The 15483-nt window shown below is 67.2% G+C and carries 10 protein-coding genes; 6 read left to right on the top strand and 4 right to left on the bottom strand.

The genetic code is table 11. The features are described 5' to 3' along the window. Positions 1 to 157 precede the first annotated feature (157 nt). Together WP12_RS02890 and WP12_RS02895 are read left to right on the top strand one after the other, a co-directional pair. The gene (locus tag WP12_RS02890) at positions 158 to 4819 is read left to right on the top strand and encodes an NAD-glutamate dehydrogenase (RefSeq protein ID WP_084690934.1); all 4662 of its coding nucleotides are present in this window, start codon (positions 158 to 160) and stop codon (positions 4817 to 4819) included. A 267-nt stretch (positions 4820 to 5086) separates the two neighbouring features. Beyond that, a complete protein-coding gene (locus WP12_RS02895) occupies positions 5087 to 6049 on the top strand; it encodes an oxidoreductase (RefSeq protein WP_046192260.1) in 963 nt (320 codons plus the stop codon). Positions 6050 to 6074: 25 nt separating this feature from the next. Here the strand turns inward: WP12_RS02895 and WP12_RS02900 are convergent, their stop codons facing one another. The 4 genes from WP12_RS02900 to WP12_RS02915 form a co-directional block, all read right to left on the bottom strand. Then, complete coding sequence (locus WP12_RS02900; protein WP_046192268.1) at positions 6075 to 6296, bottom strand: ribbon-helix-helix domain-containing protein; 222 nt, start codon at positions 6294 to 6296, stop codon at positions 6075 to 6077. An 11-nt stretch (positions 6297 to 6307) separates the two neighbouring features. After that, positions 6308 to 7030, bottom strand: coding sequence for an acetoacetyl-CoA reductase (gene phbB / locus WP12_RS02905; RefSeq protein ID WP_046192261.1), 723 nt, complete (start codon positions 7028 to 7030; stop codon positions 6308 to 6310). A 103-nt stretch (positions 7031 to 7133) separates the two neighbouring features. Beyond that, positions 7134 to 8198, bottom strand: coding sequence for a ferrochelatase (gene hemH / locus WP12_RS02910; protein WP_046192262.1), 1065 nt, complete (start codon positions 8196 to 8198; stop codon positions 7134 to 7136). After that, positions 8195 to 10906 (bottom strand): molybdopterin cofactor-binding domain-containing protein, encoded by a 2712-nt coding sequence (locus tag WP12_RS02915; RefSeq protein ID WP_327196184.1) that lies wholly within the window; start codon positions 10904 to 10906, stop codon positions 8195 to 8197. Before WP12_RS02915 ends, hemH begins: the two co-directional genes overlap by 4 nt. A 416-nt stretch (positions 10907 to 11322) precedes the next feature. Between WP12_RS02915 and WP12_RS02920 the strand changes: the two genes are divergently transcribed. From WP12_RS02920 to WP12_RS02935, 4 genes are all read left to right on the top strand, one after another. Beyond that, a complete protein-coding gene (locus WP12_RS02920; RefSeq protein WP_084690935.1) occupies positions 11323 to 11667 on the top strand; it encodes a dsDNA nuclease domain-containing protein in 345 nt (114 codons plus the stop codon). Continuing rightward, positions 11664 to 12017 carry a hypothetical protein gene (locus WP12_RS02925; RefSeq protein WP_052730167.1) on the top strand — a complete coding sequence of 118 codons (354 nt, stop codon included), beginning with the start codon at positions 11664 to 11666 and terminating at the stop codon, positions 12015 to 12017. The genes WP12_RS02920 and WP12_RS02925 overlap by 4 nt, the downstream gene beginning before the upstream one ends. Next, positions 11951 to 12547, top strand: coding sequence for a hypothetical protein (locus tag WP12_RS02930; RefSeq protein WP_046192264.1), 597 nt, complete (start codon positions 11951 to 11953; stop codon positions 12545 to 12547). Before WP12_RS02925 ends, WP12_RS02930 begins: the two co-directional genes overlap by 67 nt. Before the next feature lie 739 nt (positions 12548 to 13286). Then, positions 13287 to 15434, top strand: a complete 2148-nt coding sequence (locus tag WP12_RS02935; RefSeq protein WP_052730168.1) for a transglycosylase domain-containing protein — start codon at positions 13287 to 13289, stop codon at positions 15432 to 15434. Positions 15435 to 15483: the final 49 nt, after the last annotated feature.

The raw sequence follows: 15483 nt of genomic DNA on the forward strand, positions 1-15483 counted from the left end.
AATATAACCGCGCGCCGGCGCTGGCCGCATATCCGTTGCAAAAGATGCGATACCCGTCGCTGCGGGTTGTAGCTGTCATGATCTGGGTCCATATCGGCCTCCCATAGTCCCCGCGCAGCCCGGCAAAGACCGGACCCGGGAGCAGGAGCGGACCTTCATGGCTACCGGTATGATGATGCCTGAGGCATCGGACAAGCAGGACTTCACCCAGATTTTCGCCACGGCGCTCACCAGCGGGGCGCTGCCCGGTGAGGCCGAGGATTTGAGCGGCGAACGGCTCGAGCAGGCTGCCGCCTTCCTGGCCCACACCGCCCGGCGCCGGCAGCCGGGCGCCCCAGCCATCGCCATCCAGAGCATCGCTGGCAATAGCGGCGGCCGCCGGCTCATGCGGATCGCGGTCGTGAACGACGACATGCCTTTCCTTGTCGACTCGGTCTCCGCCATGCTTGCCGCACAGGGGATCGAGGTCCGCCGCCTGCTCCACCCGGTCGCCGCCGTTCGCCGCGACGAAGACGGCGCGTTGACCGCGCTGCTGCCACAGCGGTCGACCGGCGAACGGCATGAATCGCTGCTCTATCTCGAAGCCGAGCGGATCGACGCGCGGGAGCGTCAGGCGCTCGCCCAGACGATCGGCCATGTGCTCGCCGATGTCCGCGCTGCGGTGCGCGACTGGCCGCAGATGCAGGTGGTGTTACGCGACGATGCGGAGGCACTGCCCGATGGCGAGGGTGCGGCGCTGCTGCGCTGGTTGCTCGACGGCAACCTCACCTTGCTTGGCCACCGCGTCGATACGGCGCAGGGCGAGGCGCAAGCGCGGCTGGGTATATTGCGGGTCGGCGAGCCGGTGCTGTGGCGACAGTCAATCGCACAGGCGGCGATCGACTGGTTCGAACAGGGCGGCGCCGCACCGCTGCTGATGAAGTCGGATTGCCGCGCGACCGTCCATCGCCGCACCCCGCTCGACCTGATCGTCACCCCGGTCCGCGCCGGCAAGAAGGTCACCGGATTGTCAATCCACGCCGGCCTGTGGACCAGCGCGGCCTTGCGCGCGCCGGCGGAAGAAATCCCCATGCTGCGCACCCGCCTCGCCGCGCTCGAAGAGCGGCTGGGCTTCGACCCGAAGGGTCATGCCGGCAAGGCGCTGCACCATGCCGTGTCGGAGCTTCCATCCGATTTGATCCTTGCGCTGCCGGCAGACGCGCTCGAACGCGTCGCGCTCACCGCAATGTCGCTGGTCGACAGGCCGCGCCCCCGCGTCGAACTGGCGCGGTCGACGCTGGGCGAGCATCTCGTCGCCTTCGTCTGGCTGCCCCGCGAGCTGCTGACCACCGCCCGACGCATCGCGATCGGCGACATGCTGACCCAGGCGACCGGCGCGACCATGTCGAACTGGTCGCTGCACCTGGGCGAAGGCGATATCGCCCAGATTCGCTACATGCTGCACCAGGCGCCCGATGCGACCACCCCCGACAGCGCGCCGCTCGACGCACGGCTGACCGAGATGCTGCGCGGCTGGGAGCCCGCGGTCGAGGCCCAGCTCGCGGAACTCGAAACAGGCAACCGTTCGGCGCGCCTCGCGATCGATTATGCGGCGGCCTTCCCGATCGCCTATCGCACCCATTCGACCCCGGCCGACGCGGCGATCGATATCATCCGGCTCAATGCGCTCGCCGATGGCGACGCGCGCGGCTGCCGGCTTTATCGCAGCGACAAGGATCCCGAAAACCGCCTGCGGCTGAAGATCTATCGCCGCGGCGCGCTGATCTCCCTGTCGGAAGCGGTGCCGGTGCTGGAAAATTTCGGCTTCCGCGTGATCGAGGAGATTCCAACCACCCTCGACAATGGCAAGCTCAGCTTCATTCATGAATTTCGCGTCGACCTGACCGATGCAGCGACGACCGCGGGGCTACTGGAGCGTAGCGATGTCGCCGAGGCGGCGATCGCGGCAACGCTGGAAGGACGCGCCGAAAACGACCTGTTCAACGAGCTGATCGTCATTGTCGGCCTGTCGCCCGACGAGGCCCTGCTGTTCCGCGCCTGGTTCCGTTATCTGCGCCAGACCGGCTTCGCTTATGGCCTTGGCACCGCCGTCGATGCGCTGAAGAAGGCGCCCGGCGTGGCGCGCGACATCATCGCCTATTTCCGCGCGCTGCATCATCCGTCGCGCCGCGACCAGAAGGATGCCGAAAGGATCAACGGCGACATCGAGGCCGGCCTGAAGCAGGTCAAGGCAATCGACGACGATCGCATGCTGCGACGGTTCCGCGCGGTGGTGCGCGCGACGCTGCGCACCAACGTCTTTTCGCCAGCAGCCGAGGAAGCACTCGCCTTCAAGATCGATTCGAGCGGCGTGCCCGGTCTCCCCGCCCCCGTGCCGTGGCGCGAGATCTGGGTGTACAGCCCGCGTGTCGAGGGCATCCACCTGCGCGGCGGACCGATCGCGCGCGGCGGGCTGCGCTGGTCCGACCGGCGCGACGACTTCCGCACCGAAATCCTCGGCCTGATGAAGGCGCAGGTAGTGAAGAATGCCGTTATCGTACCAACCGGCGCGAAGGGCGGCTTCTATCCCAAACAGTTACCCTCGATGACCGATCGCGATGGCTGGCTCGCCGAGGGCACCGAGAGCTACCGTCTGTTTATCCGCGCCCTGCTGTCGATCACCGACAATATCGTCGAGGGTAAGGTCGTCCACCCGCCCAAGGTCGCGATCCGCGACGGCGACGACCCCTATTTCGTCGTCGCCGCCGACAAAGGCACCGCGACCTTCTCCGATGTCGCCAATGAAATCGCGATCGAACGCGGTTTCTGGCTGGGCGACGCTTTCGCCAGCGGCGGCAGCTATGGCTATGACCATAAGGCGATGGGCATCACGGCGCGCGGCGCCTGGGTCTCCGTCCAGCGCCATTTCGCCGAGATGGACGTTGACGTCCAGAAGGACCCGATCCGCGTCGTCGGCTGTGGCGATATGTCGGGCGACGTGTTCGGCAACGGCATGCTGCTGTCCGAAGCGATCCGGCTGGTCGCGGCGTTCGACCATCGCCACATCTTCCTCGATCCGGACCCCGACGCGGCAAACAGCCACGCCGAGCGGGCGCGCATGTTCGCGCTGCCGCGATCGAGCTGGGCGGATTATGACGCGAAGCTGATCTCCAGGGGCGGCGGCGTCTTTCCACGCGACCAGAAGGAGATTCCGATCTCGCCGCAGGTGAAGGCCGCGCTCGACATCAGCGACGACGTGCTCGACCCATCCGCGCTGATCGCGGCCATCCTGAAGGCGCCGGTCGATCTGCTGTGGTTCGGCGGCATCGGCACCTATGTAAAGGCGGGTACGGAGACCAACGCCGAGGTCGGCGATCGCGCCAACGAGGCGCACCGTGTCGATGGCGATCAGGTTCGCGCCCGCGTGATCGGCGAAGGCGCCAATCTGGGCGTGACGCAGGCCGGGCGCATCGCCTTCGCGGCGCGGGGCGGACGCATCAACACCGACTTCATCGATAATTCGGCGGGTGTCGATTGTTCGGATAACGAGGTCAACATCAAGATCGCGCTCAACCGCGAGATGATCGAAGGCCGGCTCGCCTTCGAAAAGCGCAACGCACTGCTGGTGAAGATGACCGGTGACGTCGCCCATCTGGTGCTCGAGGACAACCGGCTTCAGACGCTGGCGTTGTCGCTGGCCGAACGCGGCGGCGCGGATGCACTGCCCTCCCAGCTGCGCGTGATCGAGATCCTGGAGACCGCCGGCCGCATCAACCGCACCGTCGACGGCTTTGACAATAACGAGATGTTGCTGCGCCGTGCGCAGGACCAGCATGGCCTGACCCGGCCCGAGCTCGCGGTGGTGCTGTCGCATGGCAAGCTTGCCCTGCAGGACGCCATCGAGAACAGCGACCGGCCCAGCGATCCGATGCTCAGCCCGCTACTCCACGCAGCCTTCCCGCGCGCGATGCGGAAGGACCATGCCGACGCGATCGACGCGCACCGGCTGCGTCCGCAGATCATCGCCACCAAGATGTCGAACCGGGTGATCAACCGTATCGGCCTGGTCGCGCCGTTCGAGATGGCCGAGGAGGAAGGTTGCTCGCTGGCGCAGGTCGCGGCCGCCTATTTCACCGTGGACGCGCTGTTCGGGCTGGAGCCGCTGTTCGTGCAGATCGAGAATGCGCCGATCGGCGAACAGGCGCGCCTGACCCTGCTCGACACGCTCGCCGATGTCAGCCGGCCGCACGTCGCCGACCTACTCCGCAGCATCGCCCCCGATACCGATATCGGCACGATGGTCGAGATGCTGCGCCCGGGCCTCGCCCGGCTCGATAAGGCCCGTGGCGAACTGATCAAGGCCGAGGCGCGGCAGCAATCCGATCTGCTGCGCCAGCGCATCGCCGTCGATGGCGTCGATCCGGCGCTGATCGACGCGGTGATCCGGATCGCCGAGCTCGATAGTTCGATCGGCACCGCCGCGCTGGCGAGCGAACTTTCGGCCGACGAGGTCGATGTCACCCGCGCCTATGTCGTGCTGGGCGAGGCGCTCGGCCTCGACTGGGCCAAGGCGACGGCGACGCGCTTCCGCAGCGCCGACAGCTGGGAGCGTCTGCTCGTCGCCGGGCTGGCCCGCGAGTTCGGGCAGATCCGGCTCGACTTCCTCGCACGCCACGGCAAGAGCGATCCCGGCAAGGCGGTGCGCGATTGGATCGCCCTGCATCAGGCTCGCACCGAACAATTCCGCCAGACGGTGGAGCGTGCGCGGGGCGCCGCCGCGCCGACCGCGGCGATGCTCGGCCAGATCGCGGCGCAGGCCCGGGCGCTGCTAACGCGCTGAAAGGTAACTTATTGTAGAATCCCGCCTTCAATCATTGTCACCTGCCGTCCGCCGCGCCTATCATAGTTAACGCAGGGGACGCGGACGGATGACGGGGATGGTCCAACATGATCAATCGCCCGCCATTTCGGCCCGATCCGCCCTGTCTGCAGCTGACGGGAGGCGGCGGCTGATGCGATCGATCCAGAAGCGGAGCCGCGATGCGCGTTCCGCCCATTGCCGGCACAGTTTGCGCGCGTCACAGGCGCACGCGCGGAGCAATTGCGGGTGAGTGGCTTCAATTATCTAATGCTCTCCGGAGCCGGCGTCGCCGTCCTGCTGTTCATCGTCCTCGCCTTCGTGCTGACCCGCCGCAGCCATGGCGGTGGCGGCTTCGAAGCGCCCGACCTGCGGCCCGCGCCGGAGCGCGCGAGATCCAGCGCGCCAGCCGCGGCCATTCCCGCTGCGCCATTGCCGCCCTATCGCCCCTGGCGGCTGATCGCGCGCGAGATCGCCAATCCCGATTCGGCGGGCGGACCGCTCTACCGGCTGAAGCTCGAACCCGAAGAGGCGATGCCCGGCTGGCGGGCCGGCGCGGTCGCCAATGTCTATTGCGGCCCTCCCTCCGACGTTCTCGATTCCGGTCGGGCGGCCACCGCGCCGGTCGGGGACTATATGGTCGGCTCGCTGCCCGACGAAGGCGCAGTCGAGATCGTCGTGCGGCTTTACACGCAGCATGCTCCCGAACAGGCGAGCCGGTCGCGCTGGCTGTGCCAGGAGGTCGAGACCGGCCAGCAGGTCGCGCTGGCGCTGTGCGACAACCCCGATTTCGTGCCCCCGCCCGAACAGGTGCCGCTGGTCCTGATCGGCAACGCGACCGGGCTGGCGGGGCTCCAGGCCCATATCAAGGCGCGGCCGCCGGGCACGCGCAACTGGCTGATCTTCGGCGATCGCAACAGTTCGGGTGACCGGGCGCTCGCCGCCGAGATCACCGAGTGGGTGTCGTCGGGCCATCTCGAACGCTGCGACCTCGTCTTTCCCGGCGAGGGTCGCGAGCAGCGCCATGTCACCGACCAGATCGAGGATGCGAAGAACCCGCTGCTCGACTGGGTCCTCGCGGGCTCCGCCATCTATGTCTGCGGCAGCCGGCTGATGGGCGAGGACGTGCATTCGTCCTTGATCAGCCTGCTGGGCGAGGACGTCGTGGAAGAGATGGCCGAGCAGGGCCTCTACCGGCAGGCCGTTTACTAACTCGCCGCCCCGAGCCTTCTTCGCCCTAACTGACCGCCCGCCGGAACAGCCATACCCGGATCGCGCTGGCGAGGTTGGGGAGGTCGTCGTCCTGCACCCGTTCGGCGTCGATCCGCGCGACCAGCGCGTTCAGCGGGACGGACTCCTCCCCGGCGGCGCGGACCAGCGCATCCCAGAAGACCGGTTCGAGCGTGATCGAGGTGGAATGGCCCGCGATATTGACCGAACGCTTGACCGGACCCGCCACCCCGCCCTCGCTCAATACATATGCTGGCCGCCGTTGACCGACATCGTCGACCCGGTGACGAAGCCGGCGTCCTCGGCGCACAGGAAACCGACGGCGCGGGCGATCTCCTCGGCCTGACCGAGACGGCCGACCGGCACCCGCGCGACGATCTTGGCGAGCACGTCCTGCGGCACCGCGGCGACCATGTCGGTATCGATATAGCCCGGCGCGATCGCGTTGACGGTCACGCCCGCCTTCGCGCCTTCCTGCGCCAGCGCCTTGGTGAAGCCGTGAATGCCCGACTTGGCGGCGGCATAGTTGACCTGGCCATATTGGCCGGCCTGGCCGTTGATCGATCCGATGTTGACGATCCGGCCCCAGCCGCGCGCGCGCATGCCCGGGAAGGTCGCCTTCGCCATGTTGAAGCAGCCGCCCAAATTGGTGTCCATCACCTCTTTCCAGTCCTGATAGCTCATCTTCAGGATCGTGCCGTCGCGGGTGATGCCGGCATTGTTGACGAGGATGTCGACCGGGCCAAGCTCGGCCTCGACCTGCTCCGCGCCCTTCTGGCACGCGTCATAATCGGCGACGTCCCACTTGTAGCTGCGGATGCCGGTCGCTTCGGTGAACGCCTTCGCGCGCTCGTCATTGCCGGCATAGTTGGCGGCGACGATCACGCCGGCGTCCCTGAGCGCCAGGCTGATCGCTTCGCCGATGCCCCTGGTTCCGCCGGTAACGATCGCGACACGCGCCATGAAATTTCTCCCGAGTGAAAATACTGCACCATGATGCTAGAGCCGGATCACCGGCAGTGGAAGCGCCTGAAGCGCCTGAAGCGACTAAATCCGCCAGATCGGTTCATTTCGAATCGGCGCCCGCCTCTATCCATCCGCCAAGTTGCCCGGCGATGACATCTTCGAGCATCGCCATGCCCGGCGCGCTGTCGTTGAGGCAGTGCAGATAGGCGAAGCGCTCGCCCCCCGCCGACATGAACTGCTCGCGCCCGCGTATCGCCAGCTCCTCGAGCGTTTCGAGACAATCGGCGGCGAAGCCCGGCGCGACGACCGCGATGCGCCGCACGCCCTCCCGCCCCAACCGTTCGAAGGTCGCCTCGGTCGACGGTTCGAGCCAGCGGGCGCGGCCGAAGCGCGACTGGAAGCAGACGATCAGCTGGCGGCCGAGCGCGGCGCTCAACAGCCGCGCGGTCTTCTGGCAATGGCAATGATAGGGATCGCCCAGGTCAAGCGTCCGCCGGGGCATGCCATGGAAGCTCGCGACGATCGCGTCGGGCACGAAATCGAGGCCTGCAAGCTGCTGACGGATCGATGCCGTGAGCGCATCGATATAGGCCGGATGATCGTGATAGGGCGGCAGGGTGCGCAGCGCCGGTTGCCAGCGCATGCCCGCCAGCGCCGCGAACACCGCGTCGTTGACGCTGGCCGTCGTCGCGCCGCAATATTGCGGATAGAGCGGGGCGACGAGGATGCGGTCGCAGCCCTGCGCCTTGAGCGCAGTGATCCGCTCCGCAATGGAGGGGCGGCCATAGCGCATCGCATGGTCGACGATCACGCGCTCCCCATGGCTTTCGCCCAGATGCGCCCGGAGCGCCGCCGCCTGCCGGGCGGTGATGGCGGCGAGCGGCGAACCCTCCTCGGTCCACACCTGGCTGTACGCGTGCGCCGATTTCTTCGGGCGGGTGTTGAGGATGATGCCGCGCAATATCGGCTGCCAGAGCAACGGCGGTATCTCGATCACCCGGCGATCCGACAGGAACTCGGCCAGATAGCGCCGCACCGCAGCCGCCGTGGGCGCGTCGGGCGTGCCGAGATTGACCAGCAATATGCCGATTTTGCCCAGGAGGACCGGCGGGTGGCCGGCCGGGGACGCGGGGACCGGCGCAGGGCCGGCGGGAAGATCGCTCATGCGCCGGCCAATCGCAGCGGCAGATGACGGAGACGCTGGCCGGTCGCCGCGAAGATCGCATTGGCGACCGCGGGCGCGACCGGCGGCACCGCGATTTCCCCCGCCCCGCCCGGCGGCAGGTTCGACGGGATCAGCTCGACCCTGATCTCGGGCATGTCGGTGAGCGACGGGAAGCCGAGGCCGTCGAAATTCTGCGCCGTCACCACCCCGCCCTTCAGCGCGATGGCATCCCCCAGCGCGTTGGAAAGTCCCCAGTAGATCGAGCCCTCGATCTGCTGCCGGACGATATCGGGATGGATCATCCGGCCGAAATCGGCGACCGCGGTGATGCTCGACACCCTGATCTGCTGCCCGTCGATGCGCGTTTCGGCGAGGATCGCGACATGGCTGCCGAAGCAGCTGTGCACCGCCAGCCCCTGGCCCACGCCGGATTCGCCGCCCTGCCACCCCCCGATCGACGCCGCCATCTGAAGGCAGCGCGCGAGCCGGGGCTGGCGGGCCAGCGCCTGCATCCGGAAGGACAGCGGATCGAGGCCCGCGACCAGCGCCACCTCGTCGATGAAGCTTTCGGTGAAGAAGGCGGTGTAGCTGTTGGCGACCGATCGCCACGCGCCGACCGGAACGCCGATCACCGCCTCGGCATGTTCGACCGCGAGCGCCGTGATGGCATAGGGCGGCACCGCGCCTTCGAGCGCCGCATGCTCGGGCCCGTGGCTGGTTTTGGCAGGCTTGCCGGACATGCGGTCGAGTATCTGGGCGGCCGTCGACGGCGCGGCGATGGTCGCGGACCATGCCGCGATCGATCCGCCGGGGCCGAGCCGCGCCTTCATCCGCGCCATGGCGGGCGGGCGGAAGCGGCTGTGCTGGATATCCTCCCGCCGCGACCAGACCAGCTGCACCGGTTTGTTGAGCTTCTGCGCGATGATCGCCGCCTCGACCGCCGCGTCGACCTCACCCTTGCGGCCGAAGCCGCCGCCGACGAGCGTCGGATAAATCGTCACCTGCTCCGCATCCCAGCCGATCGCGGCGGCGACGGCGGCGCGCGTCATCGGCGCGGACTGGGTCGGCACCCAGATTTCGAGACGACCGTCGCCGAAGCGCGCGGTGGCGGTCAGCGTCTCCATCGGCGCCTGCGCGATCATCGGCACCGAATAGCCGGCGTTGATGACGCCCTGTCCCGACAGCGCCGCCTCGGGATCGCCGCGTTCGGTGAAGCGCTTGCCGCCGCCATCGAGCGCCGCCGTGAGCGCGCGGCCGATGCTGCCGTCGTCGGGCCGGGGGCCGGCGGTCTCGAACTCGACCGCGAGCGCCTGAAGCCCGCGATCGGCGGCCCACCAGTTGGTACCGACCACCGCGACCCAGCCGGGATTGGTGACGACCGCCATCACCCCGGGGGTGGCCTCGGCGTCGGCCGTGGTCATCTTCACGGGCCGCGCACCGCCATAGGGGCCGTGCGCGATCGAGGCATAGACCAGCCCCGGCAAGCGGATATCCGCGCCGAAGCCGGCCGATCCGTCGACCTTCGCCGGCAGATCGATGCGCGGCACCGACTGCCCAACCAGCTTGCGTTCGGCGGGCGCGCGCAGTTCGAGCGGATCGGGCGGATCGAGCCGGGCCGCCGCCTCCGCGAGTTCGCCGAAGCGCAGCCGATCACCGCCGCGCACGACGAAGCCGCCCTCCGTATCGCAGGCCTTCCAGTCGATCTTCCAGCGTTCCGCCGCCGCCATGCACAACAGCGCGCGCGCAGCCGCGCCCGCCTCGCGCATGCGGCTCTCGAACATGCGGATCGACGAGGAGCCGCCGGTCATCGTCAGGTTCATCCGCATCGCGATCTCACGCGCCGCCCATTGCCCCGGCCCGTCCAGCCAGGACGGCAAACGGCGGGCAAGCTCCTCCTCGACGGGCAAGCTGTTCGCATAGACCGGATTGATCGGCGCGGGCTCGACCCCGATGGTGCGCCAGTCGGCCCCCAGCTCGTCGGCCAGGATCTGCGGCAGCGCGGTATAGACGCCCTGCCCCATCTCGGCCTGCGGCACAGCGACGACGACGCGGCCATCGGTCCCGATCTTGAGATAATGGTTGAAGACATGCTCGCCCGGCGCGGCGGCGAGATTGGGCGCATAGCTGCGCGGCCAGACCGCCCAGCCGACCACCAGCCCGGTCGCCACGCCGCCGCCGATCAGGAGCCTGCGCCTGGTTATGCCATGGCCGGCCTTGCCCGGCCCCCCTCCCCGATCGATGCGTGCGTGCATGGCGGCATGATAGGCGGGCGCGGCGGTGAGGAGAAGAGCCTTGGCGGGGAGATTTGCGGGCGCCGCCAGTTGCGAGCGATTCGCGAAAATGCGGGGTGCATGGGGTTGTTGTCGCGAATTCGTGTTTTTATTTTTTTGCGCGGCCGGGGCCGATGTGGTCGGCGCGCTGTCCGCCATGCCTTCATAGGCGAAAGCTTCGCTATGCCGGGGAAAAGAGCCGAACCGGGTTGCGCGCACATAGCGGGCGATCACCCTGATCCGAGCGGAGTGCCAGCCATGCTTCCAAGCATTGCGATTGCCACGCGGCGCACCGCTGCCCTTGCCGCCATGCATGCGGCAGCGGTGATTACCTTTGACGGCGGGGGAACGGCAGGGTGCGCCGTAACGGGTCCGGGCTTCGCAGCGGGGGGCGTTGGCGAGGATCGGGGGCTGGGTTGAGTTGGTAGGGTTCGGCATAGTCGAGCTGCTGCTTAAGTTGTGACGACCCACCGATCTGAAGACTCAAAACCTACATTACAAGAACATATGACGAACATAATATATTGGAGATATGTGTCGGATATGGGTGTGCGTCGTGTTCTGGGCCGGGAACAGCCTAGCAGCTTTCGGGAGCCCCGGTGGCGATAGCCGCCGTTCGATGACGCCGCCTCTAAAGGCACTTCCGACCAGCTCAAGCCGTTCCTCGACCCGTGCGAGAACGGCTGCTCTTGCCAAAACCTGCCACTCACACGCCATTGAATGACCCGCAGCAATGCGGCACGGTTTTGGCAGTTCAGCCACTATGGACCCGAAGTGATTTGCCCGGCGGAGCGGTTGTGGCTAGCGTCGGGGCGGAGGGGGAATGTTGGTCATGACGAGCAAGGCGATCGCGATTGCGTGACCAGGATTCATTGGGTGCCGAGCTGCTCCCGGTTGCTCGTCTCGCGAGGACGCGGAGCGCGGATCCCGGCGACGAGACCGAGCGCAATTATCGGTATCAGCATCAATATGGCGTCGTGCTGCTGGTTGCGGTCCGCCGCGGACAGCTTCCCTACGTCTCGATCTATTGCGAGCATCACGAGGATTTCCTGGGCGAGCGGATCGACGGGCGTTTCGATGGCTGGCAGATCAAAACGTCAAAACCCGAGGGCGGCGCTTGGAAACTAACCAGCCCCGCTCTAGTCAAATCGGTCGGGCGCTTCATCGAGTTGCTCGAAGCCTATCCTGACCGAACATGAGCTTGAACGTTCTCAGGGCGGCGGCTGACGCCGAGAATGCCGACGGCCTGCACTTGGCTCGGTTGCTGGGGCTCCTGCGCAACGCCGACAGCGTTGGCAGAAGTAAGCCCAAGCCGGTCGAAGGGATCACCAAGCTCGCAAAACTCGACTTCCTGCTGCGCTACCCGATCTATCTCGAGCGAGCGCTGATCCAGCTAGGGAAGTCCCCCGACGCCGCGGCAGTGCTGCCGCGCGAGCGCACGACAGTCGAAACCAAGATGATCCGGTTCCGCTACCGCAGCTCTTGCAACAGCAGCGTGAAGCGCTTGCCGAGATTGTCGCGCGCGAACAGGAAACGCGAGAGGCGCTGAAGGAAGTCCGCGCAAAGGCCGAGGCCGATCGGACAAGCCTCACCCGGTTCGGCGGCTATTTCCTGGACTGCCTAGTGCGCGCCGGCGTCCCGGGCATCAAGCGCACCGATCGGATGGAGCTCGAACCGCCGTCATTCTACCCGGCGGTCTACAGCGCCGACCCTAGGGACCTCACTGCATCGACGTTTACGTCGCTGAGCAGCGGCGGCAAAAAAACCCTGTTCAAGTGCTGCTTCGCCATCGCGATCCACCGCATCGCGAGCGAGCTTAATGCCGCACTGCCTCAGCTTTTGATCATCGACTCCCCGATGAAGAACATAAGCGAGCGCGAGAACCGTGACCAGTTCGAGGGTTTCTATCAGATGGTCTACGAGCTCAAGGCGGATGAGCTTGCTAGCACCCAGATCATGCTCATCGACAAGGAATATTTCGCTCCAACCCCGGAGTCGAGCTTGGCGGTCGAGAGTCGGCACATGCAGCCAGACAGCAACGAGCACGAGCCCTTAATTCGTTATTATCGAGGGAAATAGTACTCGTGAACATGCGCACCAATCCGGGCCTTCGCCGCCTTTGTGCAGTTGTCCTCCTTCGACCGCCGATCAGTTCTTCTTGTCAAAATCTGATCTAGCCGTCGCCCAGCGCCTGGGCAGCTTACGAAGTGCAGACTGCGCCTCAACGGCCTGCCCGCCTTGGGCCGAACCTCTGTCGTTCTACGGTCTCGTTCGGCTAGAGGCCGAATGTCCGCTGCTGGCCAGACCTGCCGTTTGACAGTTCGTGAGTGAACGGCAGGAATGTCCCAAGGACGGTCATTCTAGGACGCGAAGCCAGCAACGGACCGAATGTCGGCTTTCGGGAACAGAACCCTAAGGCGGCCGTGACCGATATTAGGGCGCAAAGCGGCCCTTAACGCCACCTCCGGCATTCCTCGATTTCGTCCCGGACCACCTTAGGCTCGCGCTGGTGCATAGCTGATAGCATAATGCTTCCGCGGCCGATCAGCCGTTTGAAGAAAGTCCACTTGATGTGATCGGGGTTTGCGCGCCTCCGCCAGTGACGGCGAGGATTGCCATGAAAGAAATGCAGCCACGATCGCCAAGCTGAATAGGTTGCGCCATCCCGTGAACAGTTGGGCCCGAACGCATTACACGCCCGATCGGTCGCCAGCCACCGCCGCCTCCGTCAATAGCAGCTTTGCCCCTTCGCCCAACCAACCTATGACCGCCGTTCAATGCGCGGAAAGCTCTCCGTCGCTATGGGCTCGGCGTGAAGATGGACGGCTTGCGGATCAGATATGAGCGGCTGCGGGCGGCCTTGCGGGAGCGGGGCTGGCCGCGTCGGCCGTCGTGGCAGCGTGTCGGCGTCTGGTCCGGTTTCGCCATGCTTGGGCTCATCGCCGTCGCGATCCTGTGGGCGACGTGGGTCGCGCCGCCGTGGGGGCCGATGCAGCCGCCGCAGAAGCCGAGTTTCATCTATCTCGCCGCCGATGGCGCGCCGATCGCTCGGCGCGGCGCGGGGGAGGCTGCGGTCGATGCGGCGGCTTTGCCGTTGCATGTGCGCGGGGCGTTCATCGCGATCGAGGACCGGCGGTTCGCCGACCATCTGGGCATCGATCCGCGCGGGCTGACGCGGGCGATGTGGCATAATGTTCGCGCGGGCGAGACCGTCCAGGGGGGCTCCACGATCACGCAGCAGCTCGCCAAGACCGCGTTCCTGTCGTCCGACCGCAAGATCGGGCGCAAGGTGCAGGAGGCGGTGCTCGCGCTGTGGCTCGACGGCTGGCTGAGCAAGGACGAGATATTGTCGCGCTATCTGTCGACGATCTATTTCGGCGATGGCGCTTACGGCCTGCGCGCCGCCGCGCGGCATTATTTCCAGAAGACCCCCGAAAAGCTGAGCATCGGCGAGGCGGCGATGCTGGCGGGGATGGTCAAGGCGCCGAGCCGGCTGAACCCCACCGTCAACCTGAAGGCCGCGCAGGCGCGATCGAAGCTGGTGATCGCGGCGATGGCCGAGGAGAAGATGATCGACGCCGGCGACGTGGCCGGCGTGCGGCTCGCCGTGCCAAGGATCGCGCCCGACGAGTTGCCGGGCGGGACCTATTTCGTCGACTGGGTCGCGCAACAGGCCGAGGCGGCGGCGGAGGAAGGCGGCGTCGTCGGAGCGGATGGGAGCGGAACCGGCGCGGGCGGGAAAGGCGGGCAGCTGACCGTCGCGACCACGCTCGACCGCGATCTGCAAAAGGCGGCGATCAAGGCGCTGACATCGGTGCTGACCAATTATGGCGACGGCGTGCATGCGACGCAGGCGGCGATGGTGGCGATGCGGCCCGATGGGCAGGTCGTCGCGATGGTCGGCGGGCGCAGCTATAAGGCGAGCCCCTATAATCGCGCGACGCAGGCGCAGCGGCAGCCGGGATCGGCGTTCAAGCTGCTGGTCTACCTGACCGCGCTGGAGAATGGCGAGACGCCCGACACGACGGTCGAGAACTCGCCGCTGACGATCGACGGGTGGAGCCCGAAAAATTACGGCGGCAGCTATGGCGGGCCGACGACGCTGCGCCAGGCCTTCGCGCAATCGAGCAATGTCGCCGCGGTGCGGATCGCCGAGCGGGTGGGGCTGAACAAGGTCGCCGCCACGGCGAAGCGGCTGGGCATCACGGCGCCGATCACCGCCGGGCCTTCGATGGCGCTGGGCACGTCGGGGATGACGCTGATCGAGCTGACATCGGCCTATGCGGCGATCGCCAGCGGGCGCTATCCGGTCAAGGCCAATGGGCTGGCGAAGGCGAGCCCGGCGAACGGGGAGGCGATGGATCCGCGCGTGCGCGAGTCGATGCTCGACCTGCTGTGGACCGCGACCAACCAGGGCACGGGGCGCGGCGCGGCGCTGGGCATTCCGACGTTCGGCAAGACGGGGACGACGCAGAACCATCGCGACGCGCTGTTCATCGGCTTCGCGGGCGGGCTGATCACCGGGGTGTGGGTGGGCAATGACGACGACACGCCGATGCGCGGCGTGACGGGCGGGAGCCTGCCCGCGGCGATCTGGGCGCGGTTCATGAATTCCGCCAGGCTGCGCGCCGACGATCTGTATGTGCCGCCGACGCTGATCGCCGCGATCGAGGCGCGGCAGGCGGCGATGCTGGTGGCGGCGGAGGAGCGCGAGCTGGCCGAGCTGGAGGCCGAAGAGGCGGCGGACGAGCTGGAGAACGGCTCGCCGATCGGGCGCTTCATCGAGGGGATATTGCCCGAGTTCCTGCGCGGCGACCGCGAGGCCGGGCCGGACGAAGCCGCCGCCGACGCCGAGCGCGCCGCCGAGGAAGACGCGCGCGAACAGCGCCGCATCAGGCTGGACGAGCTGCGGCGGCGCAAGGCGGAGCGCGAGGGGGTGTTCTTTCCGGAGGAAGAGGAGGAGTGAGCGCGACGCGCGGCGCGCGGCATGCCTTGATCCCTCCCCGCCCTTGGCG

Origin of the sequence: Sphingomonas sp. SRS2 (assembly GCF_000971055.1) — a bacterium.
Lineage (GTDB): Bacteria > Pseudomonadota > Alphaproteobacteria > Sphingomonadales > Sphingomonadaceae > Rhizorhabdus.